Genomic DNA, 23,365 nt, shown 5'->3' with positions numbered 1-23,365 from the left:
CGCTGAAGGTGGTCTGGCCCGGTTCGGGTGGGCCATCGGCGGGGGTGTCTCCAGCCCCGTGATTCGGATCGGTGCAGATGGTGCCCTCGCACGGCACCATGGAACCGTCGCCGTTCGGATTGGGAATCACGATGACCGTCGTCGTGGTCGTCTGCCCGCCGGGCAATGTCACCACCGTCGTGGCGGGCGTAGGTGAGGATGTGGGCCGCGCGGGGGCGTGCGTCGTTCGGGACGTCGGCGCAGTCGTCGAGGCTGGCGTGCTGGGATTCGCGGCCGGCTTCGAGCAGCCTGAAATCGCGACTATTGGCACGACGGAAACCGTTGCGATTAGCCAGGAGTAATTCAATTCTCGCACCTGTGGTTACTTGTGGAGGACGCTCGCCACGCCGCTTGACCGGTTGCACCTTAGGCGGACCTCTGCGGGACAGTCACTAGCGAAAGACGTCAACTCGATGGCAGATCGCGCCACGTCTAGACCGGTTGAAACCCGTCGTACACTCGCCCGGATGGAAGCCAGTTCAGGCATGTTCGTGTTGACACCGGCCGTGCGATCACTATTGATCGATCTGGACGTATCGGTGGACGCCGTCCTGCGGCGCGCCCAACTCCCATCCGACTTCTTCTCTCGCGGGACCGGGGAACTCAGCAGTGCGCAGTACTTCGCCTTCTGGAGCGCTCTCGAACAGGAAAGCGACCGTGACGCGCTCCCTGTAGCGGTGGCCGGAGCATTGAGCGCCGAAAGTTTCGACCCGCCGATCTTCGCCGCCTTGTGCAGCCCGAACCTGGTGACCGCCGCGCGGCGCATCGCACAGTTCAAACCCCTGATCGGCCCCATCGGCATCACGGTGGACCGAACCGCCGACGGTACGACGGTGAGCTACACCTGGCAGACGGAGATACCTCCGCCGACTGTATTCGTCACCGTCGAGTTGCTGTTCTGGGTAGCCCTGGCGCGGCTGGGTACCCGCCGGCCCGTGGAACCGCTGCGGGTCCAGGCCACCCGACCGCCACCACCGAGCCCAGCGATCCGCGGCTATCTAGGTGTGGACATCGAGGCCGGACCGACCGAAGCGGTCGTGTTTGCCAACGACGACGCCGATCTGCCGTTCGTCACGGAGAACGCTCAGATGTGGTCCTACTTCTCGCCGCAACTGCACGCCCGTCTATCCGAACTCCCTCGGTCCTCGTCGATGGCCGAACGCGTGCACACGGTGCTTCTCGAAGCCCTGCCGGCCGGGCAATCAGACATCGACAGCGTGTCCCGTCGGCTGGCCATGAGTGCGCGTACGCTGCAGCGTCAACTCCAAGCCGAGGGCGCCAGCTTCCAAGGCGTGTTGAGCCGTACTAGGGGAAGCCTCGCCCGCCACTACCTGACGACCGGAAACACCAGCGTCGCGCAGATCGCCCTGCTGCTCGGCTACCAGGACACCAGCTCGTTCTACCGCGCGTACCGCGGATGGAGTGGCGCTACACCCGAAGCCACCCGCCTCGGCGCGAACGCGGGCGCCGTGTCGGAAAGTTGACGCCGTTCTGCCACTCACGACTCCCGCGGGAACTCCGACGCGAACGACTCCGTGCACGTCGGCAGCAGCGATGCCGGCGTCGACATACAGGTCACCAGCCGCGGTGGTCGCAGTTACCGTCGACGCGCCGGGTCGGATCAGCCGCGCATTGAGCGGCGCCGCGCACGAGGACCTGTTCTCCTCGCAGAGGCTGGACGCGGAACTGGATTTGGTGCGTGCCCGGCTCGGCGACCTGTCGATGCGGCGAGTGGATGTGACCTCCAACCTGATCTCGGTTGAGGCCGTCGCTGCCGATGGTCAACTCCACCTCTACTGGGTGCGCGACGGCGAGGTGGACGACATGGACTCGATCACTGACCTGCACGCCGGCGAGACGGCATTCACGGCGGCGGATCTATCGGGGCCGCGGATGCGCGTGGCGGTGTCCGATGTCCGCAGTCTCGGGAAGCCTGGCGAGATCCAACTGGTCTCCTACATTTTCCGCCCGAGGCAGCCGTTGTCGGTTGCCGTATGGATCCGGAGCGACCCGGTCAGCAAGGTGCTGCACTTCGAGCCGCGGGGCGGGTCCACCGTGGTGCGCGAGGAGTCGATCGACACCGACGAGCACACCTCATCGTTCGGCGGCTGTTGGTGTTGCGGCCGCGGCTGGGGTTCGAAGCCGTCAGGCCCCGATGATCAGCTGGGTATGCACCGGGGTCGCGCCGGTCGTCAGATCCAGCACCGGGCAGTGCGCATCGACCGCTTCCTGAAGCTCCCGGTACCGTTCGGCGGTCTCCGGGCCGGAGACGTTGACGGTGACCCGGATCTGCTGGAAGCCGGGGCGCACGCTCTCGTCCAGTCCGAAGAAGCCGCGCACATCGAGATCGCCCTCGGCGCTGGCGCGCAGGGAATCCACCTGGATGCCGAGCCGCTCCGCCCAGAACCGGTAGGTCACCACCTGGCAGGACAGCAGTGACGCGAGGTAGTACTCGACGGGGTTGGGTGCCGTGTGCTGCCCGCCGAGGGCGGGCGGCTCGTCGACGTGCACCTGGTACTTGCCGAGCGTGATCGCACTGCCGACGGTGCTCTCGGGCTCAGCGGAGGCCTTGAACACCACGGCGGCCGCGGCGGGATTGTCGGCAACCGCCGCCCGGGTGGCGTCGGTGATCGCGTTGAGGGAAGTCACAGGAGCAGTCACGCAGGCCACGTTATTTGCGTCGACGTCGGGGTTCCACCGTTGTGCCCACGATGAATTCAACTTGCGGATTACGCTTGGCCAACAACGATTGGACGAGAAGATGCCCAGTAATGCGGTTTCGGCCATGAGCAAGTTGATGTTTCGCGGCATGGACATGCTGCGCCACCGTGAGGCCTTCGATATCGGGGAGCCGACCGCTACGGATTTCACCGGATTCGATCGGGCGCGGCAGATCGTCCTGGTCACGTTCAAGCGGTCGGGCGAGGCCATGCCCAGCCCGATCAATCACGGTGTCGCCGACGGGAAGCTGTACGTCCGCACCGATGCGTCGACGGGCAAGGTGAAGCGGATTCGCAACAATCCGCGGGTGGTCGTGGTGCCGTGCAACCTTCGGGGCAAGCCGATGGGGCCGCCGGTTGCCGGCGCCGCACGCATCCTGCCTGAGGCCGAGCACGCTCACGCCGACGCCGCGATCGCCGCGAACTGGTCGCCGGCCATGAAGCTGTTCGAGCGGACCCTCGAGAAGAGCAGTTCGGCTTTCGACATCCCGATGGGCTACATCGAGATCACGCCGTGCGAGTCCTGAGGTGGACGCGTTTCCCGCGCCGTCACCGGAAGGCCGAGTTGTCCGTCTGGCTCCGCGGTTGCTGGGTTGTGCAAGGTTTGTCGGGACGTCCGACCATGGTTCTTCCCGAGATACTTTGCATATTCGGTGGGCTGACGCTGATATCCCATGCGCCGATCTCGCATCCCGGGCGTTAGCCGACACCGTCTGTTGGCGAATTCTGAAAGTAGACAGCCGAGGGTCCCTTGGGGTTGACCCACCGGGTGCTCTTTGGAGGATGCTCTCGGTGCAGGTTGGTGTTCGTTGTCTGGGCACCTATCTGGCCGATCAGACGAATCTGTCCGAGGTCGATACCGCAGCCGATCTGTGTGTGCAACAAACCCCGGGGCGGCTCACGGTGAGCGCATTTGTGTACTGGCCATCATGAAAACCGAAACCATCCCTGGTGGCAACACTAAAAGCACCTACACAGCAACGTCTTTCGAGCGAATCTATCAGCCGGACTGAACAGTGATCCCGCTACTCTGACTTGGTCTGTTTCTTCTGGGTGACGCGGACGCACACCCAGCGGAAGGACTGTGCTGCCGAAATTGGCGCTGTTACGTGTCCCAGTAACGCGTTACCGCGATGGTGCGCGGGGGGCGACCCTGTCGTGCAGGGCGGCATGTTCTGCGCTGTTCGCGTGTGTCATGTGTAGGACCGGCGTGGTGTGTCCGACTGTTTTCCACGATGGTCGTTGGTGGCCGGTGGGTCGTGGGGAACGGTGTTATCTGTAGGGCCGTGTCTTGTGATCAGCGGTGCCGCGGTGCGTTTGGCCACCAGCTGGCTTCGCGCAGGAGTGCGGCGATGGCGGGGACGGTGAGGGTCCGTACGAGGAAGGTGTCCAGGAGCAGTCCGCAGCCGACGATGAGGCCGATTTGGATCATGATGGCGATGGAGCCGGCCATGAGACCGAACATGCTGGCGGCGAAGATCAGTCCGGCTGAGGTGATGACTGAGCCGGTGGATGCGACGGTGCGCAGGACGCCTACCCGGATGTTGCGGCCGGATTCTTCGCGCAGGCGTGAGACGAGCAGCATGTTGTAGTCGGCGCCGACGGCGACGAGGATGATGAGGGCGATAAGTGGTACGGGCCAGGCGATTTGGTGACCGAAACCCCATTGGAACACCAGGACACCGATGCCCATCGAGGCCAGGTAGTTCAGGATCACGGTGCCCAGCAGGTACAGGGGCGCCAGCACGGCGCGCAGCAGCACGACCAGGATCAGTCCGACGATCAGCAGGGTGGCTACGGCCAGCAGGGTGAAGTCTGACCACAGGAGTCGTTGGATGTCGGTGTTGACGGCGGGAAAGCCGGCGACGGAGGCGGTGGCGTTGGCTAGTGCGGTGTTGGGTCGGGCGGCGTTGGCGACCTCGACGATCTGCCCCGCCAGGCGGGTGGCGTCGCCGCTGTAGGGGTCGAAGTTCGATTCGATGGCCAAGCGTGCGGTCTTGCCGTCGGGTGAGAGGAAAAGCTTGGCGACGTCGGTGAATTGGCGGTTGTCGAAGACGTTTGCCGGCAGGTAGAAGCCGCTGGCGGAGTCCGAGTCGGCGCTGGCGCGCGCGGAGTTCTGTAGCTGGGTGGCGATGTGGCTCATCCCGGAGAGCATTTGGATGTTGCTGTCGGCCAGGGTGTGCACGCCGGTGGCCAGTGCTTGTGCACCGGAGGCGAGCTGGCTGATGCCGGCTTGCAGGCGGCCGATGTTGGCGGCCATGTCGGCGGGGTTGCCGAGGGCGCCGAACGCCTTGTCCAGTGAGCTGACCGTGGTTTGGATGGTGGTGAGGGTTCCGGTGACCGTGGCGTTGGTCGCGGGGTTGTAGCGGTCGCCGATATCGGCTACCTGGTCAAAGAAGCCGTTGTTGCGCAAGGTGACCAAGACTTGTACCTGGTCGCGGATTTGGGCGCATTGCGGGGTGGTGGCACACCACGGTGAGGTGTTGAGCGCCCCGACGAGCGGGTCGACGGTGGCGATGGCGGTTTGGGCTTGTTCGGCCAGGGGGCGGATTCCGGGTCCGGTTTGGATGGCGTGGTCGATGTTGGGTCCGGTGGCCGAAAGTTGTTGCAGCAGAGGCCGTAACTGGTTGATGCGCGTATTGGCCGATTGAGCTTGGCCCAGGATTGCGGTCAGTGGCGTGAGGGCACCGCGTACGGCGGTGTGGAGTTTGGCGAGCCCGCCGGCGAGTTGGTCGGCGCCGTCGGTGAGCTTGGCCAGGTCGTCTTTTCGTGCGGTGCCGTCGGCGGCGGCGCTAGCCATTTTGTCGCCGATCTGGCGGTTCTGCCAGGACAGCTGGGCTTGGTCCAGGCGTGCACCGGCGGGTCGGGTGACGCCGGAAACTTTGGTGACGCCGGGGATTTGGGCGATGCGGGAGGCCATCTGGTCGAGGTCGGCCAGGGCCTTGCCGGTCCGCATGTCGGTGGGGTTTTCCACGACCAGGAACTCGCTGAAGATGACGTCTTTACGGAAGTGCCGGTCGAGTAGGCGGTAACCCTGGTTGCTGTCGGTGCTGCCCGGTTGGCCTTGGCGGTCGTCGTAGCTGATCGTGATGGTGGTGGCCACCGCCGACAGGGCGATAAGGATGATCAGGCTGATCGCGAGCAGCGGTGCCGGTCGGCGCACCACGGCGACCGCGACGCTGTTCCAGTAGCGGCGGGTGCGGTCGGGTTTGGGGTCACCGATGCCGCGCCGGGCGGCCAGCGTCAACACCGGCGGCAGCAGCGTGACGGTAGCCAGGAACCCGATGAACACTGCCAGCGCGCAGGCCGGGCCGAGGGCGGCGAACACGTTGAGTTTGGCGAAAACCATGGACAGAAAAGCGAACGCCACGGTCGCCGCGGAAGCGAGAATGACCCGGCCGATGCTGGCGGTGGCGTAGATGGCTGCCTGCTCGGCGGGCGCACCGGCGCGGCGCTGTTCGTGGTAGCGGCTGATGAGAAAGACCGTGTAGTCGGTGCCGGCGCCGAGCAGGATCGCGCCCATGAACCCGATGGTGAATTCGGATACTGGCATGCCGGCCTCGCCGAGCGCCGAGAGCACCCCGCGGCCGACCGCCAGGCTCAACCCGATGACCAACAGCGGCAGCAGTGCGGTGAACACCGAGCGGTAGACGATCATCAGGATCAGCGCGATCATTGCGGCGGTCGCGATCGAGATGAACAGCAGGGAATGTTCCATGCTGGCGATCTGATCGGCGAACGTTGCCGCCGGCCCGGTGACCTCCACCGTGGTTGGGGAGCCGGCGAAGACGTCGGCGGCGATCGCCCGTACGGCTGTGACCGATTCGGCGGCGGCCGGATCACCGAGCGTGCCGGCAACCCCGACGGGCAGATACCAGGCCTTGTGGTCTGCGCTGACGGCCCCGGTCTTGGTGACCGGGTCAGCGAGCAGGTCCTGGACGAACAGAACGTGGGTGGTGTCGGCGCGCAGCCGCGCCAGGAGCCGCTGGTAATGCTGGCCTGCGGCCGGTGTCAGACCGGCGGAGTCTTCCATGGCAACGACCAGCATGGTCCGCGAGCCTTGCTCGCTGAACGCCGCGCTCATCCGGTCGACGGTTTGCAGCGACGGGGCATCACGGGGTACCAAGTCCACCGACTGCTGGCGCACCACGGTCTCCAGTTGCGGGAACAGCAGGGCCAGCACGACCGCGGCACCGATCCAGACGGCGAAGATCAGGACCTTGTGGTGCACGGCGAACGCGCCCAACCGCGCCAGCTGCGGACTGTATTCACCTGCGGTTGCCGGCCTATCGCGTCGGCGCTGACCGGACGCCGCCGCGTCGGCGATCATCGAATCGGTGTCGGTCACGGTGTTGCAGGGGCGATCTCGGCGTTGGTGTCCTCATCGCTGCGGTCGTAGCGCACCGTGCGCACCCGGCCGCCGGGCAGGCAGGCCATGTAGCCGTGCCGCTTGCCGTAGAGCTCCCAGGTGCAGGCGTGCGGGTCGGCGTCGACCTCGATGACGTGCCCGCGCGAGAACCGCAGGTGCAGTGCGCCGCCCTCGGTACACCACGCTTGGGTGCACACCGAACCGGCCAGGTCCAGCAGCGGGCGGTGGTGCGCGGCGACGTTCATGGGGTCGATGACCACATCTTCGGCCGGAAAGTCGCCGGTTGCGGGCAGCGTGAGCTGTAGTGGGCGGGAGATGACCAGCTCGTTGTAGTCGGCGAGATCTAAGACCAGGCCGTCGTGCAGCGCCATTCGTTGCACGGTGCATTGCTCGATCCAGAGTGTGAACATGGCTACCTCCTGTGACAGGTCATCGGGCCGTACCGGAAGCGTACGACGGGTAGCGCTGCGCTACTAGCGGTATCGATAATTATCGGGCGCGACAATGAACGGGCGGGTAACGACACGGTCGCCGGTGCCCGCCGCGGCGCACGTGGCGCCAGCTCCACGATCGGCTCCCGACCGCCATCTCGACATTCGCCAGAGTTCTGCTCGTCGAGTATTCGACCCATGGCAACGGGACCTGCAGTAGCTCGACGGTAGCCGCGCGGCGCGGCGTGCGTGGTCGTATGGCGATTCATTCGGCGGTGCCGAGCAAGGGATGTGACCGGTATCGAGACGCCGGCATCAACGGGGTGATGCACCGAAAGTGCGGGCCAATGTCGATGTCGCAGGTCCGTTCGGCAATCCCGACTCGCGTCGACGGACCGATCATGCGCCCCGGGTGGTGCGGGTTTGGGCGCAAGTCACAGGCCGCGGCCCGTTCGCGGGTCACAGTCGGTGCATCTCGCGCTCCATGGCCGATTCCCGGAACAGACTCTCGTGAGCTCCATGGAAGCGGGGTTGGCGAGTCCGCCGGTCGCGGGGGCGATGCAACCACGCGGCGATGGTGCGTTGACCGGCGTCGAACCGGCCGCGCCACGTTAAGCCGGGCAGATCGACAACCGCCGTCCGGTGATGCACGGGCGCGACGCCGAATCGGACGTTTGGCAGCATCAGCCGCAGTGGATGAATCCTTAGCGTGAACATGTCTACCTCCTGCGATATGCCCCGAATCACATCAACGCTACATTGAGTAGCGCTCAACTACTAGTGGTAGCGTTTCTTGATTGTTGGTCGCGACGGGCGGGCGATCCAGAATGCGGTCAGTGGCGCGGTCGATACGGTCGCGAGTGTCGGTCGCGGACGCGCGCCCGCAAACGAAAGCGATCAGATTCGCCAGCCAGATATCGGCGATGACCGCTGCGAGGTTCTGAGCAGTGCGGGTGGGCGTCGTGCCGCTGAATGCTCGCGCAAGCAGACGTTCGATCACCGTGGCCGCGATATCGAGGTCGCCGGCATCGTGGGTATTGGCGTCCACGAAGGCCCGGATCATCGCCTCAGTGAGCAGTGGTTCACGCTGCCAGTATCGGTACAGGTAGTCCGTGAGTTGTCCGAGTCGCAGCGCCGGGGTGGTCCCTCTACTAGACCAGTCGTAGGCCGATTCGATGCGCTCGAATTCCTGGGTGAGTGCCGCGGCGAGAAGGTGGGTCTTGGATGCAAAGGCCCGGTAGATTGTGCCCGTCGCGATGCCGGCGCACTCAGCGACCGCCCGTATCTGGACCGCTTGGTAGCCACCCTCGGCGGCGACGATGAGCGCGGCATCAAGGATCGCCTGCCGGCGGCGTATTGATGCGCGCGAACGGGCCGAATCGTCCGGGCGGTCGGAGCCACACGCACGCTCGGATCGTTCCGGCATGACCGACAGGGCCGCATTGGACGCGATCATGACGCTGGACCGCTTGCATCGGCACCCAGACCGCGTCGCCGGTCGATGTTGGCGACGCCACGGCACGGCGACACCCGCCGACGGCACCGGCGGGAACCGGACGGCTCCGCTATCGAGCCGCCATCTGATATCGCAGTGATGTGCATTGGCGCCTCCGTGGTTAACACTCGCGAGAGTCCGCGCACTGGTGGCGCCGACGAGTCGAAACGCACCAACTCATCGAGCGGGCGTCTCGGACGCCGAGCCCAGGCCTGGGCTACGTGAAGTATCGCTACACTACCAAGTGTAGCGATACTGGTTCGATTACACCGCAGATTACGGCTGCTCCGGCTAGGTGGTTGACGGCTCGCGATCGGTTACGTGTTGCGGGAATCGCCCGCCAATGGCGGTAGTTACGCCCCTCGCGTCACGCCCATCGGTGCTCGCGATAAAGGTTGGCTGCTGCTTCGCGGCGTCGCGGCGATGTCCCCATCCCAGGTGAAGAAGCCCTGCCCGGTGCTACGCCCCAGCTCGCCGCGAGCGACCTTCTCGCGCAACAGTGCCGGCGGGCGAAATCGTTCCCCGTACGCGCTATGAAGGTGATCGGCCATCGCAAGGCGAATGTCAAGCCCCACCAAGTCGGTCGAGGTCAGCGGACCGAACGGGTAGTGGAAGCCATCACGCATGACGCGATCGATGGACGCCGCGTCTGCCACGTCGTCTTCGAGTAAACGGATTGCCTCCAAGCTCAGCGCCACGCCGATCCGGCCGGTGATGAACCCTGGCATGTCTTTCACCACGACGCCGACCTTGTCGATCGCCCGCAGATAGCCCTCAACTGCGTGCACCGTAGAGTTCGCGGTGTCAGGCCCGCCGACGACCTCGACAACACTCGAACTGGCAATCGGACTGAAGAATCGGACCCCGACAAGCCGCCCCGGATGCGCCAGCAGCGTGGCCATCTCGCCGACCGAATGGTCAGTGACAGCTGTGGCAATCACTGCCGTTGAGTCGATACTGTCCTCGATCGCGCGCAGGGTAGCGATCTTGGCGTCAAATGTCCCCACCGCTGCATCGATCACCATCGCCGTGTTCGGCGGCAGATCCTGCAACGAGGTGATGCACTCGATCCGAGCCCGGCCCACCACGGGGTTGCCCTGCGTCGGCGACGGGCTCGCCTCCAGAGATCGAACGGTCCGGCGTTGCGGTGGGCCACACGCCTGGATAGCCGAATATGCGGGTGCCCGGATTACCTCAAGACCAGCCGCCGCGAACTCGCCGGCGAGGTCGGCACCCACGGTGCTGTCATCGACCACAGCCACCACCTGAGAGGAAGCCAACCGCTGCGCCATTCTCCCTGATCGATCAAACATCGCCGCCAGTGGTGGCACGCGTAGTATCGATGCACTACCGGTCGTACCCTAACCGATAGGGTGACGAGCGGCAAGGGTTCGGAAAGTTTGCGGACAGTGAGGTGAGCGAGCGTGAGCAAGCAAGGGGTATTTGCTCCCTACGAGGACGGCGACGATATCGATCCCCGTCGCATACAGTCACGCAACCGTCTGCTACGTGCCGCGGCGGCACTGCTGCGTGAAGGCGGGATTCAGGCGGTCACCATCGACGCGGTGACCAAAGCCTCCAAGGTGGCCCGCACCACCCTCTACCGCCATTTCACCAGCTCGTCTCATCTGCTGGCCGCGACCTTCGAGCAACTGTTGCCACACGTCATAGCGCCCACCCCGGGGGTGGGCACCTTGCGCGATCAGCTGATCGAACTACTTGGCCGTCAGGCCGCGCTCTTCGACGATGCGCCACTGCACGTCACCGTGCTGGCCTGGCTTGCCTTGGGCCCCACCGCACCCACCGGCGAACCCAGTGATGACCTCGCCTCGGGGGCGCTGCGGGCACGCGTCATCGACCAGTACATGCAACCGTTCGACGCACTGCTCACGAACGCCCAAGCGCGAGCCGAGCTGGATGATTTCGACTTCAAGCTGGCGATCTGCCAGCTTGTCGGGCCGCTCGCGTTCGCCCGAATGAGCGGCATGCGCACCATGACCCACGATGACTGCACGCAGATTGTCGATGACTTCCTCGCTGCCCACCGGCGCCAGGACGCCATCACGTCCGCCGAGCCGCAACCCGGTGACGCGACGCGCTCCGCGGTGGCTAGCTCACCGTCGAGCTGATCGGCAGCAAGAGATAGCCGCGAATCGGCCCCGACTGAAGACGCACGGCCGCAGTGTGGTCAACGGACCAGTCCGGCAACCGTGACAGTAACGCGCGCAAGGCAATTCGGGCCTCCATGCGCGCGAGCGCGGCCCCGGACCGAAGTGGTTACCCCGACCGAAGGCCACTTGATGTTCAGGTTTGCGGCCGATGTCGAAGATGTCCGGATCCGGCTGATCGTCTCCTTGGACACCGAGGCGCCGTAGATCTCGGCGAAGTGTGCCGAAATCTCCCCGGTGGTCAAGCCTTTGGCGTACAGAGACAACACGACCTCATTAACGCCAGATAGTCGGCGTTGGCGCTTCTTGACGATCTGGGGCTCGAACGTGGAGGCCCGATCCCGGGGCACGTCGAGCTCCACGGCGCCGGTGGTATCGGTCAGTGATGGTCTTGCTGAGCTATCCGTAACCAGCAATGTTGGTATTACCACTAGACCTCTTACCTTTGACCGGTTAGTGTCGTCGGCATGGAGTTGACGTCGATCAAGCGGCGCTCGGCGGCCGATGAGGTGCATGACCAGCTGCTCAAGCAGCTCGTCGCGGGCGCCCAGCCGCCGGGTTCACGCCTGCCGAGTGAGCGCAAGCTGGCCGAAGTGCTGGGTGTATCGCGGCCCGTGGTGCGTGAGGCGATTCAGCGTCTGGTCACGTCCGGTCATCTCGACGTGCGGCAGGGCGACGGCGCCGTCGTCAACGACATCACGCGCACGGGTGGGCTCGATCTGCTGCCGCATCTGCTGGTCGACGCACCCGACGGGGCGATGGTGAATCCGGCGGTGGTGCGCAGCGTGCTGGAGGTGCGCGAGTACCTCGGACCGTGGATCGCGGAACGCGCGGCGGCGCGGTCCGCGGGCAAGCTCGCTGAACCGCTGGCACGCGCGCTTGCCGACATCGAGCGCGCGCAGAGCGGACCGACCCAACAATTGGCCGCGCTCGATTTCTGGGATTGCCTTGTCACCGGCGCGGATTCGATCGCGATGACGCTGATCTTCAACGGCATGCGCCGGGTGTACGAACCGATGCTCGCGGCGGTGGCCGACGCTGTCGCGGGCGCTGAACCCGCGTCCGCGTACCGCAAGCTTGCCGATGCGGTGACATCGGGCGCTGCACTGAAAGCACGACGAGCCGCATCGACAGTGCTCGGTGGCGCCACCACGGTGCTTACCGAATTTCTCGACCAGATGGAGGCGCAGTGACGACCACCGGCACGCGAGGAGTGACGCTCGGCCAGGCGGGCCGCGAGTTCTGGCGCCATCCGACGCCATGGATGATCCTGGCGCTCGTGGTCGGAGCGGTGGGCGCGCGGGCCGTCGTCGGCGGGCTGGCATTACGCGACCTGTGGGCGCCGCTGGTGCTGGCGCTGCTATATCCGTTCGTGGAGTGGGTGATTCACGTTTTCATCCTGCATTGGCGACCGCGAGAACTCGGCCGGATCACCGTGGACACCCTGGTGGCCCGCGACCATCGACGCCACCACGCGAATCCTCGCGACATCGACTTGGTGTTCATCCCGACCCCGACGCTGCGATGGCTGATCGCGGCCATCGTGGCGCTGCCTCTCGGCATCGGCGCCATCGCGGGTGCACCGGTATCGGCCACGCTGTCATTCATCGTGGTCGAGTCGCTGATCCTGATGGGCTATGAGTGGACGCACTACCTGGTCCACACCGACTACAAGCCGCGCCACCGGTTCTACAAGGCGGTGTGGCGCAACCACCGCCTGCACCATTTCAAGAACGAGCACTACTGGTTCTCAGTCACCACCTCAGGCACTTCCGACCGGGTGCTCGGCACCTACCCCGACCCCGCAACCGTCGAGACCAGCCCGACGGCGAAGAACCTGCACGGGTCCCTGAACTAGCCGCCCTTACACGAGATGTCCACCCACACCGTGGTCATCTTGGTGCGGTCGATGATGGCGCCGGACGAATCGACGTTGTCGTTGCGCAGCCCCTCGATACCGGTGACCTTACAACCGGACAGTGGATAGACGACAGCGCCGTTGATGAGGACGTTAAACCCTTGCGCCTGTAGCGCATTGATCGTGTCCTGCGCGTTGCCAAAACCGCCGGGGCCGCCTACCGCGCCGGCGGTTGCCGCCGGGGCCAGCGCCGCGGTGACAACTGCGCCAGCCGTGACGATACCCAGCACAAAGCTGAATCTGGACATGCGAATACTCCGATCGCGCTAACGCGCGCCTGTGCTGCAACGGATTTCGGCTGCAGTGCTGCCACTTGGAGATAGGCAGCCGGGTTACAGGTGGAGATCGCCAGGGTGAGGGCTATGCACGCAGATTCTCTGATTCGCGCGCACACCAATCACATTCGCTGCGTTTCAGCGCAGCGTCAGCCAGGCCAAACTGCCGAGACCGGCCACCACGCAGTAGATCGCGAACGGCGTCAGTGTGCGGGTTTCGAAGTACTTGACCAGGAACCGCACCGAGAGATACGCCGCGACGAACGCCGCCGCGCTGCCGGCCAGCACCTGGCCGCCGATACCGTCACCGGCCGGGCCGAACAGCTCCGGAATCTTCAGGGCCCCCGCGGCCAGGATCACTGGCGTCGCCAACAGGAACGAGAACCGCGCGGCGTCCTCATGGGACAGCCCGCGCAGCACGCCGGCGACCATGGTCGCGCCCGATCGGCTGATGCCGGGCAGCAGAGCCAGAATCTGGGCCGCGCCGATACCGATGCCTTCAGCGATGGGCAGCCGGGCCAGCCGTTCGTCGGACGCGGACAGCCCCTCCGAGTGCGTGGCGGCGGGTACCGCCGACGCCGTGCGATGCCGAAGCCGTTCGCCCACAAAGAGAACGACGCCGTTGATCGCCAGGAAGGCCGTCGCTGGGATCGGCTTGCCCAATGACGTGCGCAGCGCATGGTCCAGCGCCAGTCCGGCGATGCCGACCGGGATGGTGGCCAGGATCAGTAGCCACGCCAGCCGCTCGGCGGAGGTGGTGATCTTCCGGTTCTTGATCGACGTCACCAACCCGCGAGCGACAGCGACCCAGTCCCGCCAAAAGAACACCAGCAGCGCCACGGCCGTTGCGACGTGCACGGCCACCAGGAACGCCAGGTACGGCGACTTCTCGGCCGTCATGCTCAGATCCTGGGCCCACTGCCCGCCGACGAGGGCCGGCACCAGGATCGAGTGACCTAGGCTCGACACCGGGAACAGCTCGGTGACGCCCTGGAATGCGCCGACCACGATCGCTTCGATGTAGTTGAGGCTCAAGGTGATTGGCCTTTACTCGCCCTTGAATTCCGGTGCGCGCTTCTCGAACATCGCGGTGATGCCCTCGGTGAGGTCCTTCGACGCGATGAACGCCGAGTTCCACGCTGCGACGTACCGCAGGCTGGCCGAAACCCGGTCTGTGCGTTGCTCGTCCAGCACGTCCTTGACGCCGCGGACGGTCAGCGGCGGGTTGGCGGCGATCTCGCGGGCGGTTTCGTGCGCGGCGGCCAGCGCGGCGTCGGCGTCGGCGAAGACGTCGTTCACCAGGCCGATCTTCTCGGCACGTGCCGCGTCAATGTCCTTGCCTGTCAACGCCAATTCGCGCAGATGACCGTCGTTCAGGATCAGCGGCAACCGGGCCAGCGAGCCCACGTCGGCGACGATGGCCAGCTTGACCTCACGCACCGAGAACTTGGCGTCGGCGCTGGCGTAGCGGATGTCGACTGCCGAGATAAGGTCGACACCGCCGCCGATGCACCAGCCCTGGACCGAGGCGATGGTGGGGGTGCGGCAGTCGGCGACAGCGGTGATGGCGTCCTGCATGCCACGCACCATGGTGTGGAAGTCGGCGCGTTCCTTGGCCAGGCCGCCGCCCAGCATCGGCGCGAGCATGCCGCCCATGGCGGGCAGATCCAGCCCGTAGCTGAAGTTGCGTCCCGATCCGGTGAGCACGATGGCGCGCACCTCGGGGTCGGCGTCCAGCGCGGCGAAGGCCACCGGCAGCTCGGCCCAGAACGCCGGGCCCATGGCGTTGCCCTTGCCGGGGCCGAGCAATGTCACCTGTGCGACGTGGTCCTTGGTCTCAATGGAGAGCGATTCAAAGCTTCCCGAGGTTTCACCCATGATCCGCAGGCTAGTCGGTGAACCTGGGGCGTAGCGTCTCGCCCATGACCATTCCGTCCGATGTGATCGAGGCCGGCGAGGCCAGTCTGGATGTTCTCGAGCAGGTGCTGGCGGGTCTTGGGCCTGACGATGCGGCCCGGCAGACGCCGTGCACGCAGTTTGATGTGGCAGCGCTCACGGATCACCTGATGAACTCGATCACGGTCATCGGCGGCATCGCCGGCGCCCAGCTGCCGGATCGCGATGACGCGGCGCCGATCGTCGATCAGGTGACCGCCGCTGCGCGGCCCGCATTGGCGGCCTGGCGCGCCCGCGGCCTGGATGGCACGGTGCAGGCAGGGCCCGGTGAGATGCCGGCCGTGCAGATCGCCGGCATCCTCTCGCTCGAATTCCTCGTCCATGCCTGGGACTACGCCACCGCCGTCGGTCGCACGGTGGACGCCCCCGACGATCTGGCCGAGTACGTCCTCGGCATGACCAAGGCCGCGGTCAGCCCCGCGGCGCGCGCTGCCGTCGGGTTCGACGATCCCGTCGAGGTCCCGGCGGATGCGAGTCCGCTCGATCAGCTGATCGGCTTCACCGGCCGCCGCGCCACCTGACGGCGAAGTCCAGGAACAGGTTGTTCTCGCGCGGCACCGTGACGGTGACACGCACGCCCTCCTGGCCGTAGGGCCGCACCAGGAGTTTGTTGTCGGCGGCCGCGTCGACGAAGTCGACGGTGTCTTCGGGGCTCAGTGGCAGCCAGACGAAGTTGGCCTGCGAGTCGGGCAGCTCGAAGCCGGCTTCGCGCAGTGCGGCGCTGACCCGGGCCCGTTCGGCCACCACGGCGTCGGTGCGGGCGAGCAGTTCGTCGGCGGCGTCCAGGCAGGCGATGGCCGCGGCCTGGCTGACGCTGGTCGCCGTGAACGGCACGTACACCTTGCCCAGGGCGGTGACGATGTCCTCGTGCGCAACGGCGTAGCCGATCCGCAGTCCGGCCAGCCCGTACGCCTTCGAGAAGGTGCGGAGCACGACGACGTTCGGGTGCTTGCGCACCAGCGCCAAGCTGTCCGGCAGTAGGCCGTCGCGGATGTATTCGACGTAGGCCTCGTCCAGGACCACCAGGATGTGCGGCGGGACCTTGGCGACGAACTCGGCCAGCTGGACCGGGTCGACGACAGTCGAGGTGGGGTTGTTGGGATTGCAGACGAAGATTAGCCGGGTGCGGTCGGTGATCGCGGCCAGCATGGCATCGAGGTCGTGCTTGTGGTCCTTGAGCGGGACCGGGACGGGCGTCGCGCCGGCAGTGCGGACCTGCAGCGGGTAGATCTCGAAGCTGCGCCACGCGAACAGCACCTCGTCGCCGGCCGCGGCGGTGATCTGGATGAGCTGCTGGCACAGGCTCACCGACCCGCAGCCCACCGAGAGCTGGTTCGGCGCGAACCCGACATACGCGGCCAGTCGCTCGCGCAGCGCCGCGTAGCCGTTGTCCGGGTAGCGGTTGATGTTGTCCATCGCCGCGACAATGGCCTCGCGGACGCTGGGCAGCGGGCCGTCGACGGTCTCATTGCTGGCGATCTTGATGGCGCCGGGCACGGTGCGGCCGGGGGTGTAGGCAGGCAGAGCGTCCATCTCGGGGCGCAGGCGGGCGGTCACCCGGGACAGTCTAGGTGGACGGCAAATGGCCTTCTGGCGTCGCGCTTTGCCTTTGGCGGTGTTGACTGTGTACCGTATGCCCTCGGCGGTTCCGGGGTGCAAGAGCCCGGTAACCTCGGAGCGTTCAGGAGGCGTGCCAGAGCGGCCGAATGGGACTCACTGCTAATGAGTTGTCCCCCTTACAGGGGACCGGAGGTTCAAATCCTCTCGCCTCCGCCACATAACTGAATAGTTGTAACCATGCGCCCGTAGCTCAATGGATAGAGCACCTGACTACGGATCAGGAGGTTAGGGGTTCGAGTCCCTTCGGGCGCACAACACACAACAGGCCAGAAGCTGAAGCTTCTGGCCTGTTGTCGTTTCGGACACAATCCTCAGCGCGAGGCCTGCAGTACCGGAATCAGGTAGCGGCGGGCGAATTCGCGGGTGTTCTCGTCATCGTCGGTGGGCAGGAATTCCGATGGCGCGATCAGCAATGTCGCGGTGACGCGCAGCGCGAAGTCGAGCGCGCGTTCGGCAGCGGCCGGTGGATAGTCGCTGTCGGCCAGGAACATCGCGAGCACGCTGATCATGCTGCGGTAATCCGGCGTATCGAGGGTGAACAGGCGGCGGGTGAACGCCTCGTTCTCGAAGTCTTTGAGCGCCTGCACCAAAGGGTGCTCGCGGCATTCCCGCATGCCCATGACGAAGATCTCGACCATCTTGTCTTCGGTGGTCTGCGCAGTCGCTATGGCGGCAGCGCCGCGGGTGAAGAAGTCGATCACTTCCCGCTGCACGACGGACGCCACGATCTGGTCTTTGTCGCCGCATTGGCGGTAGAGCGTCGGTCGGGAAACCCCGGCTCGGGTGGCGATGGTGGCAACCGAGGTGCGCGCGATGCCGTGGTTGATGAACTCCGTGCGCGCTGCGTCGAGCATGCGGTTGCGGGCGTCGTTGGCATCTCCATGGCCGCCGGCCAATACCGCGGCCGCGAGTGACGGCAGGTCGACCATGCCCCAGATGCTAGAGCATTATTGATCCTTGAATCAGTAAATGATCTTTGATTCACTGATTCACATGGTTGCGCCAGAAGCGATAGGCAGGTCCGTTGAGTCCGAGAACCCGCCACGACCACCGGACCCGCCGACGTTGCCCAGGCACGACGCGGTCAGGCTCGCCGCGTCGTGCGCGGGTGATCCGATGCGCCTGCCCTACACGCTGTTGCCCAAGATCGCCGCCAAGTACGGGGACGTGGTGCGGCTGAACAACTCACGGCGGCCCGAGTTCACGGTGACGCTGATCAATCACCCGGACCACATCGACCACGTCTTCACGCGGCACCATGACCGCTACGTCAAGCACGAGGCGGCGAACGAGTTGGTATCGGGAGAGCCAGCAGCCCTGCCGCTGCTCGAAGGCGCGGAGTGGAAGCGGGTCCGCACCACCTTCAATCCGTTCTTCGGCGAGAAGGCCCTGGCTGCCGCGACCCCGCTGATGATGGCAGGGATCACCGACCGGATTGACGCGTGGGCCGAATACGCCGCGTCGGCGCGGGAAGTCAACCTCGAACACGAGCTCGGTGCCGTCGTCATGGACGGCCTCATGCGCTCGATGTTCAAGATCGAGCTCACCCCGACGGAAATCGACGTCGCGGTCGACGGCGCGCGCGAGTACGGCGTCTACGTGATCAGCCGCGTCGGCTTCCACTATCTGCCGAACTGGGTGCCGAACCCGTTGCAGCGCAAAGGCGAAGCAGCGAAGGACGAACTGTTCGGCATGCTCAACCGCTTCGTCGACGAACGACGAGGATGTCCGGTCTCGGGTGCGCCCGACTTGGTCGACACCTTGATCGGCATGGAGTTCGAGGGGTGCCCAGAACAACAGGAACGACGCCGACGGTCTGAGGCCGCCGGTCTTGTATTCGCCGGATTCGAAACCACCGCAGCCGCTCTGGCATGGACCATCGCGCTGTTGTGCCGCAACCCTGGTGCGCTGGGCAAGGCGTATGCCGAGGTTGACGCGCTGGGCGGAAAACCGTTGGTATACCACGATTTGCAGCACCTCACGTATCTACGCGCCTGTTTCGACGAGGCGCAACGGTTCCAGGCCGCGCCGGCGAATATCCGCACGGCGGTGGTCGACGACGAGATCGGCGGGTATCACATACCCAAGGGGTCACAGGTACTGATCACGCCCTATGCGCTGCACCGTGATCCGCGATTCTGGACGAGGCCGGACGACTACTGGCCAGACCGATTCCGCGCCGAGAAGATCAATAGGAACGCCTTCTTGCCGTTCAGTATCGGGCCCCGCAAGTGCATGGGCACACGGATGGCCTACATCGAAGGCACGTTGGTGCTCGGAACCATCCTGCAGCGCTTCACCTTCCAGGTGCGTGACGGCTGGACGCCACGCCATTTGGTGCGGGTCTCGACCGGCCTCGCCGGCGGCCTGCCTGTGCGCCTCGCCGCGCGCTGAACTCGTAGAAATTCAAAACCCTTGAAAGGCAGCATCTTCATGACCAAGATCAATGAACTCGGACCGTCACCGGAACACGCCAAGTACCAGGCCCTGATGCCCAAATTCTGGGAACGCGTCGCGCAACAGGAGAAGCTTGCCATCGAGCGTGGGCTTCCCGCCGAGGGGATGTTCGACTTCGCTCAGGTTTGGTTCGCCGCGTGGGCCGAACAGGACATCAACAAGATCGACTACTGCCTCGCCGACGAGTGCAGCTACATCGACAGCTCGACATTCCAGGTCAACAAGGAAGGTCGGCAGTTCACAATCGACAACTGCCAGGCCAGTTTTGACATCTTCCCGGACTTCGCGTTCTACCCGCAGGACGGCACCATCCGATCGCTGCCGTACGCCGACTACTTCGAAGGGCAGTGGCGCATCACGATCCCGTGGCGTGGAGTCGGCCGGATGACGGGCGAAACCGTCGTGCCCGGTCTGGACGTGACGCTGCGCGGCACGGGCCGCTGCCTCAATTTCATCGGCATCGACCGCTACACGCTGACCGACGACTTCAAGATCAGCCACATAGACACTGACTGGGACATGCTTTATGGCGCAGCGCAACTCGCCGGGATCGGCTCGTTGGTGCACAACGAGCGCCTGCAGAAAATCGGTATCCGGACGGCTTCGGCAATGTCCCCGATCGTCCGAGCGCTCACTCGGCTGACGGCGTGATTCCGCCCGCTGTCCGCCGCCGGCGGGTGTCAGGCTGTGTCGTAGCCGGCGGACATCGCGGCGAGCAACGCCACGAGGTACGCAGTGATCTGCTCGGTGCTGTGGTCGAGCTTCCCCGTGATGGATGCCATCAGTACCTCACGGCAAGCGCCACCGAAGGCGTACGCGCCCATGCGCAGCATTCCTCGCTGGATCGGATCGTCTGGGCTGTTGGGATCGCTTGCCAGCCACAGTTCGACGGCGCCGTCGATGAAGCGCTGGCTGTGGTTGGTGAGCGCGCCCGAGTCGGCTTCCACGAACAGCAGCCGCGCTATCCGGTGGTCGGACAGCACCGTGTCGACGAAGTAGGCCACGGCCGGCTGCGGGTTACGGAAGCCTCCCTCGGCGACGCGGGGGACCAATCCTTCGGCAATGTCGGCGAGGATTCGCTTGACGACCGCGTCCACGAGATCGTCTAGGGAACTGAAGCTTTCGTAGAAGTAGCGCTTGTTGAGCCGGGCATGGACGCATATCTGGTCGATGCTGACCGCGGCGATGCCCTGGGTGCCGAACAGCTCCAGACCGGATTCGATCAAGGTCGCGCGCCGGATGCTCTTCCGCTCGGCAGCGCTCACGCCGCGATGCGGGCGATGCAGGGCGGAGTCGGCCACCGTCGGGGCTCCTCTCGGTCTTCCCGTCAATCTTGACACGCCATCGTACCCAAAATAGTCTGCTGACAATGCTGGTACGAGATCGTGCCAACAATTCTGAACGGAGCGGCGAGATGCTGACACACCCGGTGGACATGACGCCCGATCTCACCGTGTACTGGCTGGTGATGGCTGGGCTCGCAGTCAGCACAGTGGCGGTCGGTGTTGTGGCGCTACGAGACTGGCTGCGTCGGCGAGATCCGCTACTGGCGCTCCTGATGGTCAGCGGCGCAACGATTTTCGCGTTCGCCATCGAGCCGACCTACGACATTGCGATGGCGACCTGGTATCCGGCGGAGTTGCCCCTGCAGTTGGCCACCATTGCTGGGCGGCCGATGTCGGCAATGGTTCCCCTGATGTACGCATCGTCCGTCGCCTACGTCTCCTGCCTCGCCTACCGGATGATTGTTGCCGGCGCGTCGGTCAACCGGATGATCGTGGTGTTCGGCGGACTCTCGCTGATCGAGGGTGCTGGCGAGATGGCGCTGTCGTATTTCGACGTCATGCGCTACTACGGCAACCACGCCACGATCCTGGGCGTGCCGCTACCCAGCTTGATGCAGAACGCCGGCATGTTTCCGATCATCGGCGTCGCGCTCGTGATGTTGGTGCCACACCTCCGAGGCTGGCGTTGGCTGGCAGCACCGGTCGCACCGCCGGTGCTCTACATCGGCTACGTCCTCGGTTGCACCTTTCCGAACTTCCTGGCCATCCATGGTCAGGCCAGCCCACCGTTGTTCTGGGTGCTTGCCATTGCGTCCACGGCATTGAACGCCGGCGCGGCATGGGTGGCGCTACACATGCCGGTCTGCGTGGACTACCGCTTACGCGCGTCCGAGCATCGCTTGAGCCCACCGGTGCCGACTGCCGCCTGACCTTAGCGAATCCTTAGCTGTTTGAACGAGATTGGAGTGGCAATGGCCACCGAGCTACTCAACTACTTCCGCAACCCGGTGCGTACGGCACGCCTGGCTCGATCGGAGCAGGCTGCGGTTCGCCCGCCGGGACCCAAGGGCAAGCCGTTCATCGGTGTCTTGCCTCAGTATCAGCGTGACCCGTTCACCTACCTGCGGAACTGCGCAGCCGACTATGGCGACGTCTTTTCGGTTCCGCTGCCGGTGCTCGACATCGTGTGCGTCAATCACCCCGATCACGTCGCGCAGATTATGGCCGACAACACCGGTACCTACAGCATGGTCGGCCCGTTTGAATCGCTGGCGCACAACATCTTGGGCGCATCGATTCCTTACATGGAAGGTGCCGCATTCAAGCGGCGCCGGCGCTTGATCACGCCGATGTTCCGCAACAGCTCGCTCGCCGAACTATCGCCGGCGGTGGTCGATGAGTTCAACAGCCGCATGGACGCATGGGCTCCGTGGGTGGGAACCGGCAAAACCGTTGATTTGCAACATAAGATCGCCTGGCTGACCATGCCGGCATTCATGCGGGCCATGTTCGGCATCCCCCTCACGGACGGAGAAATCGATCAGCTCGATCAGGACCTTCGTACGATTCTGAAAATGATGAGCGCGGCGGTCTTGGTGAACCGCCCCCCGAACCTTTTGCCATTCGGGCGCAACAACCTTTGGGCTGCGTATCGGCGTACCCGTCGCTGGATCAACAAACAGATCGAGCACCGGCTGGCGCAGCCGATCGAAGGAACAGATCTGCTACAGGTGCTGCTGGATGCGCGCGATAAGGACGGGAATCCGTTGAGCCGCAAGGACCTCATTGCCGAATTGTTGATCCTCATCGCGGGCGGCTATGAAACCGTCGTCGCGTCGACGGCGTGGACACTGGCCCTGCTGCGTGACAACCCCGCCGCTCGTGCCCAGCTGCAGGCAGAGGTCGATCAGCTCGGTGGTCAAACGCCTACTTACGCCGACCTGGAGCGCCTCACCTGGGTCAAGGCATGCTTCGACGAAGGTCAACGGCTGCAAGGACATCCGTTTCATCCACGGATCGCGATGCGCGACGACACGATCGACGGCTACTTTATTCCGAAAGGGACGATCGTCGGGGTCTCGGTGTACGCGCTGCACCGCGACCAACGTTGGTGGGACAACCCAGATCAGTTCGATCCCAGCCGGTTCACCGATCGGGACGCGGTTGCGGCGCGACCGTCGCTGGCGTACATCCCGTTCGGCGCCGGCCCGCATCGGTGCATCGGATCGCAGATGGGCTATATGAACGCCATGTTCATCCTGACCTTGCTGCACCAGCGATTCGAGCTGGCCATCGATCCCGGTTGGCGTCCGGTCCACGCCTCGACATTCTCGTGCACGATCTCCGGCGGTCTGCCGGTGCGGCTCGAGCCTCGCCGCACAACGACTATCCGCGAAGCACTGTCGGTGTCGTCGTGATCACGGTGCAGGTCGATCCCGAGTTGTGCTTGGAATCAGGCCAGTGCATCGCGGCGGTGCCCACCTTGTTCGGCTTCGATGGCGGTGTTGTGAGTCTGCTTGGGGAGAATCCCATCGGACCAGTACCCGTTGGACCGGCCGACGAACAACGCGTTCGGCAGGCTGCTGACCGCTGTCCTGCCGCCGCTATCGTGGTGGGGCATCAGGATTGAGG

At 65.0% G+C, this 23,365-nt stretch carries 23 protein-coding genes, 2 tRNA genes and 2 pseudogenes; 14 read left to right on the top strand and 13 right to left on the bottom strand.

Annotated elements, in window-relative coordinates; all coding sequences use genetic code 11:
- Positions 1-131: 131 nt before the first annotated feature.
- Both TL10_RS16725 and TL10_RS16720 read left to right on the top strand, forming a co-directional pair.
- Positions 132-341 (top strand): hypothetical protein, encoded by a 210-nt coding sequence (locus tag TL10_RS16725; protein ID WP_043402644.1) that lies wholly within the window; start codon positions 132-134, stop codon positions 339-341.
- A 165-nt stretch (positions 342-506) separates the two neighbouring features.
- Positions 507-1,523: an AraC family transcriptional regulator gene (locus TL10_RS16720; RefSeq protein ID WP_043986458.1), complete on the top strand. Its 1,017-nt coding sequence runs from the start codon at positions 507-509 to the stop codon at positions 1,521-1,523.
- 661 nt (positions 1,524-2,184) lie between these two features.
- Here the strand turns inward: TL10_RS16720 and TL10_RS16710 are convergent.
- Positions 2,185-2,700, bottom strand: coding sequence for an OsmC family protein (locus tag TL10_RS16710; protein WP_043402654.1), 516 nt, complete (start codon positions 2,698-2,700; stop codon positions 2,185-2,187).
- Positions 2,701-2,824: 124 nt separating this feature from the next.
- Between TL10_RS16710 and TL10_RS16705 the strand changes: the two genes are divergently transcribed.
- A complete protein-coding gene (locus tag TL10_RS16705) occupies positions 2,825-3,286 on the top strand; it encodes a PPOX class F420-dependent oxidoreductase (protein WP_192830252.1) in 462 nt (153 codons plus the stop codon).
- A gap of 770 nt (positions 3,287-4,056) precedes the next feature.
- On the opposite strand, the gene TL10_RS16700 is transcribed toward TL10_RS16705, so the two are convergent.
- The 4 genes from TL10_RS16700 to TL10_RS16680 all read right to left on the bottom strand — a co-directional run bounded on the left by TL10_RS16700 (position 4,057) and on the right by TL10_RS16680 (position 10,310).
- Entirely contained in the window at positions 4,057-7,089 is a 3,033-nt protein-coding gene (locus TL10_RS16700; protein WP_043402966.1) for an MMPL/RND family transporter, read from the bottom strand.
- A gap of 14 nt (positions 7,090-7,103) precedes the next feature.
- On the bottom strand, positions 7,104-7,538 hold the full coding sequence (locus TL10_RS16695) for a DUF6188 family protein (RefSeq protein ID WP_043402657.1): 435 nt from the start codon (positions 7,536-7,538) through the stop codon (positions 7,104-7,106).
- A gap of 775 nt (positions 7,539-8,313) precedes the next feature.
- Positions 8,314-9,015 carry a TetR/AcrR family transcriptional regulator gene (locus tag TL10_RS16685; RefSeq protein ID WP_043986456.1) on the bottom strand — a complete coding sequence of 234 codons (702 nt, stop codon included), beginning with the start codon at positions 9,013-9,015 and terminating at the stop codon, positions 8,314-8,316.
- 392 nt (positions 9,016-9,407) lie between these two features.
- A complete protein-coding gene (locus tag TL10_RS16680) occupies positions 9,408-10,310 on the bottom strand; it encodes a 3-hydroxyacyl-CoA dehydrogenase family protein (protein WP_192830250.1) in 903 nt (300 codons plus the stop codon).
- A gap of 168 nt (positions 10,311-10,478) precedes the next feature.
- Here TL10_RS16680 and TL10_RS16675 point away from each other — a divergent pair, with 168 nt between their 5' ends.
- Positions 10,479-11,183 (top strand): TetR/AcrR family transcriptional regulator, encoded by a 705-nt coding sequence (locus tag TL10_RS16675; protein ID WP_043402663.1) that lies wholly within the window; start codon positions 10,479-10,481, stop codon positions 11,181-11,183.
- Here the strand turns inward: TL10_RS16675 and TL10_RS31730 are convergent.
- Together TL10_RS31730 and TL10_RS30225 are read right to left on the bottom strand one after the other, a co-directional pair.
- A pseudogene (locus TL10_RS31730) lies at positions 11,164-11,450 on the bottom strand (cytochrome P450); the annotation flags it as partial. The gene TL10_RS16675 and the pseudogene TL10_RS31730 sit on opposite strands and share 20 nt — an antisense overlap.
- A pseudogene (locus TL10_RS30225) lies at positions 11,390-11,605 on the bottom strand (transposase); the annotation flags it as partial. The pseudogenes TL10_RS31730 and TL10_RS30225, both read right to left, overlap by 61 nt.
- Positions 11,606-11,689: 84 nt before the next feature.
- Between TL10_RS30225 and TL10_RS16670 the strand changes: the two are divergent.
- The gene (locus tag TL10_RS16670) at positions 11,690-12,415 is read left to right on the top strand and encodes a FadR/GntR family transcriptional regulator (RefSeq protein WP_043402666.1); all 726 of its coding nucleotides are present in this window, start codon (positions 11,690-11,692) and stop codon (positions 12,413-12,415) included.
- Complete coding sequence (locus TL10_RS16665) at positions 12,412-13,080, top strand: sterol desaturase family protein (RefSeq protein WP_043402668.1); 669 nt, start codon at positions 12,412-12,414, stop codon at positions 13,078-13,080. The genes TL10_RS16670 and TL10_RS16665 overlap by 4 nt, the downstream gene beginning before the upstream one ends.
- Here the strand turns inward: TL10_RS16665 and TL10_RS16660 are convergent.
- The 3 genes from TL10_RS16660 to TL10_RS16650 form a co-directional block, all read right to left on the bottom strand.
- On the bottom strand, positions 13,077-13,388 hold the full coding sequence (locus TL10_RS16660; protein WP_043402670.1) for a hypothetical protein: 312 nt from the start codon (positions 13,386-13,388) through the stop codon (positions 13,077-13,079). The genes TL10_RS16665 and TL10_RS16660 overlap by 4 nt on opposite strands.
- 165 nt (positions 13,389-13,553) lie before the next feature.
- The gene (locus TL10_RS16655; protein WP_043986455.1) at positions 13,554-14,456 is read right to left on the bottom strand and encodes an undecaprenyl-diphosphate phosphatase; all 903 of its coding nucleotides are present in this window, start codon (positions 14,454-14,456) and stop codon (positions 13,554-13,556) included.
- 6 nt (positions 14,457-14,462) lie between these two features.
- Complete coding sequence (locus TL10_RS16650) at positions 14,463-15,293, bottom strand: crotonase/enoyl-CoA hydratase family protein (RefSeq protein WP_043402675.1); 831 nt, start codon at positions 15,291-15,293, stop codon at positions 14,463-14,465.
- Between the two features lie 44 nt (positions 15,294-15,337).
- On the opposite strand from TL10_RS16650, the gene TL10_RS16645 reads away from it, so the two are divergent.
- Positions 15,338-15,892 carry a TIGR03086 family metal-binding protein gene (locus TL10_RS16645; protein WP_043402677.1) on the top strand — a complete coding sequence of 185 codons (555 nt, stop codon included), beginning with the start codon at positions 15,338-15,340 and terminating at the stop codon, positions 15,890-15,892.
- Here TL10_RS16645 and hisC read toward each other — a convergent pair.
- Positions 15,870-16,928 (bottom strand): histidinol-phosphate transaminase, encoded by a 1,059-nt coding sequence (gene hisC / locus TL10_RS16640; RefSeq protein ID WP_043402680.1) that lies wholly within the window; start codon positions 16,926-16,928, stop codon positions 15,870-15,872. The genes TL10_RS16645 and hisC overlap by 23 nt on opposite strands.
- A gap of 127 nt (positions 16,929-17,055) precedes the next feature.
- Between hisC and TL10_RS16635 the strand changes: the two genes are divergently transcribed.
- Together TL10_RS16635 and TL10_RS16630 are read left to right on the top strand one after the other, a co-directional pair.
- A tRNA-Ser gene (locus TL10_RS16635) sits at positions 17,056-17,147 on the top strand.
- 23 nt (positions 17,148-17,170) lie between these two features.
- Positions 17,171-17,243: transfer RNA gene (locus TL10_RS16630), tRNA-Arg, on the top strand.
- A 59-nt stretch (positions 17,244-17,302) separates the two neighbouring features.
- On the opposite strand, the gene TL10_RS16625 is transcribed toward TL10_RS16630, so the two are convergent.
- Positions 17,303-17,920 carry a TetR/AcrR family transcriptional regulator gene (locus tag TL10_RS16625; protein WP_043986454.1) on the bottom strand — a complete coding sequence of 206 codons (618 nt, stop codon included), beginning with the start codon at positions 17,918-17,920 and terminating at the stop codon, positions 17,303-17,305.
- Between the two features lie 187 nt (positions 17,921-18,107).
- On the opposite strand from TL10_RS16625, the gene TL10_RS16620 reads away from it, so the two are divergent.
- Entirely contained in the window at positions 18,108-19,385 is a 1,278-nt protein-coding gene (locus TL10_RS16620) for a cytochrome P450 (RefSeq protein ID WP_390892803.1), read from the top strand.
- A 39-nt stretch (positions 19,386-19,424) separates the two neighbouring features.
- The gene (locus TL10_RS16615; RefSeq protein ID WP_043986453.1) at positions 19,425-20,099 is read left to right on the top strand and encodes a nuclear transport factor 2 family protein; all 675 of its coding nucleotides are present in this window, start codon (positions 19,425-19,427) and stop codon (positions 20,097-20,099) included.
- Between the two features lie 29 nt (positions 20,100-20,128).
- On the opposite strand, the gene TL10_RS29680 is transcribed toward TL10_RS16615, so the two are convergent.
- Positions 20,129-20,749, bottom strand: coding sequence for a TetR/AcrR family transcriptional regulator (locus TL10_RS29680; RefSeq protein ID WP_051955346.1), 621 nt, complete (start codon positions 20,747-20,749; stop codon positions 20,129-20,131).
- A 113-nt stretch (positions 20,750-20,862) separates the two neighbouring features.
- Here TL10_RS29680 and TL10_RS16605 point away from each other — a divergent pair, with 113 nt between their 5' ends.
- Genes TL10_RS16605 through TL10_RS32110 form a run of 3 tightly spaced genes read left to right on the top strand, consistent with a single transcriptional unit; the run spans position 20,863 to position 23,363 of the window.
- Entirely contained in the window at positions 20,863-21,663 is an 801-nt protein-coding gene (locus tag TL10_RS16605; protein WP_131630752.1) for a hypothetical protein, read from the top strand.
- A gap of 42 nt (positions 21,664-21,705) precedes the next feature.
- Complete coding sequence (locus TL10_RS16600) at positions 21,706-23,151, top strand: cytochrome P450 (protein ID WP_082067975.1); 1,446 nt, start codon at positions 21,706-21,708, stop codon at positions 23,149-23,151.
- Positions 23,067-23,363, top strand: coding sequence for a ferredoxin (locus tag TL10_RS32110; RefSeq protein WP_423136067.1), 297 nt, complete (start codon positions 23,067-23,069; stop codon positions 23,361-23,363). The genes TL10_RS16600 and TL10_RS32110 overlap by 85 nt, the downstream gene beginning before the upstream one ends.
- The last annotated feature ends 2 nt before the right edge of the window (positions 23,364-23,365 follow it).

Source organism: Mycolicibacterium llatzerense (assembly GCF_000878195.1).
GTDB classification, from domain to species: domain Bacteria; phylum Actinomycetota; class Actinomycetes; order Mycobacteriales; family Mycobacteriaceae; genus Mycobacterium; species Mycobacterium llatzerense.
The sequence above is the reverse complement of the archived record's forward strand: the minus strand, read 5'-3'. Positions and strand labels throughout refer to the sequence as shown.

Bases quoted from the DNA above. Each gene is read 5' to 3' on its own strand.
- TL10_RS16695 (WP_043402657.1), bottom strand. From the start codon at position 7,538: ATGTTCACACTCTGGATCGAGCAATGCACCGTGCAACGAATGGCGCTG.
- TL10_RS16660 (WP_043402670.1), bottom strand. From the start codon at position 13,388: ATGTCCAGATTCAGCTTTGTGCTGGGTATCGTCACGGCTGGCGCAGTT.
- TL10_RS16705 (WP_192830252.1), top strand. From the start codon at position 2,825: ATGAGCAAGTTGATGTTTCGCGGCATGGACATGCTGCGCCACCGTGAG.
- TL10_RS16615 (WP_043986453.1), top strand. From the start codon at position 19,425: ATGACCAAGATCAATGAACTCGGACCGTCACCGGAACACGCCAAGTAC.
- TL10_RS16605 (WP_131630752.1), top strand. From the start codon at position 20,863: ATGCTGACACACCCGGTGGACATGACGCCCGATCTCACCGTGTACTGG.
- TL10_RS16650 (WP_043402675.1), bottom strand. From the start codon at position 15,293: ATGGGTGAAACCTCGGGAAGCTTTGAATCGCTCTCCATTGAGACCAAG.
- TL10_RS16620 (WP_390892803.1), top strand. From the start codon at position 18,108: ATGCGCCTGCCCTACACGCTGTTGCCCAAGATCGCCGCCAAGTACGGG.
- TL10_RS16645 (WP_043402677.1), top strand. From the start codon at position 15,338: ATGACCATTCCGTCCGATGTGATCGAGGCCGGCGAGGCCAGTCTGGAT.
- TL10_RS16725 (WP_043402644.1), top strand. From the start codon at position 132: ATGACCGTCGTCGTGGTCGTCTGCCCGCCGGGCAATGTCACCACCGTC.
- TL10_RS16700 (WP_043402966.1), bottom strand. From the start codon at position 7,089: ATGATCGCCGACGCGGCGGCGTCCGGTCAGCGCCGACGCGATAGGCCG.
- TL10_RS16625 (WP_043986454.1), bottom strand. From the start codon at position 17,920: ATGGTCGACCTGCCGTCACTCGCGGCCGCGGTATTGGCCGGCGGCCAT.
- TL10_RS16600 (WP_082067975.1), top strand. From the start codon at position 21,706: ATGGCCACCGAGCTACTCAACTACTTCCGCAACCCGGTGCGTACGGCA.
- TL10_RS16720 (WP_043986458.1), top strand. From the start codon at position 507: ATGGAAGCCAGTTCAGGCATGTTCGTGTTGACACCGGCCGTGCGATCA.
- TL10_RS16670 (WP_043402666.1), top strand. From the start codon at position 11,690: ATGGAGTTGACGTCGATCAAGCGGCGCTCGGCGGCCGATGAGGTGCAT.
- TL10_RS16685 (WP_043986456.1), bottom strand. From the start codon at position 9,015: ATGATCGCGTCCAATGCGGCCCTGTCGGTCATGCCGGAACGATCCGAG.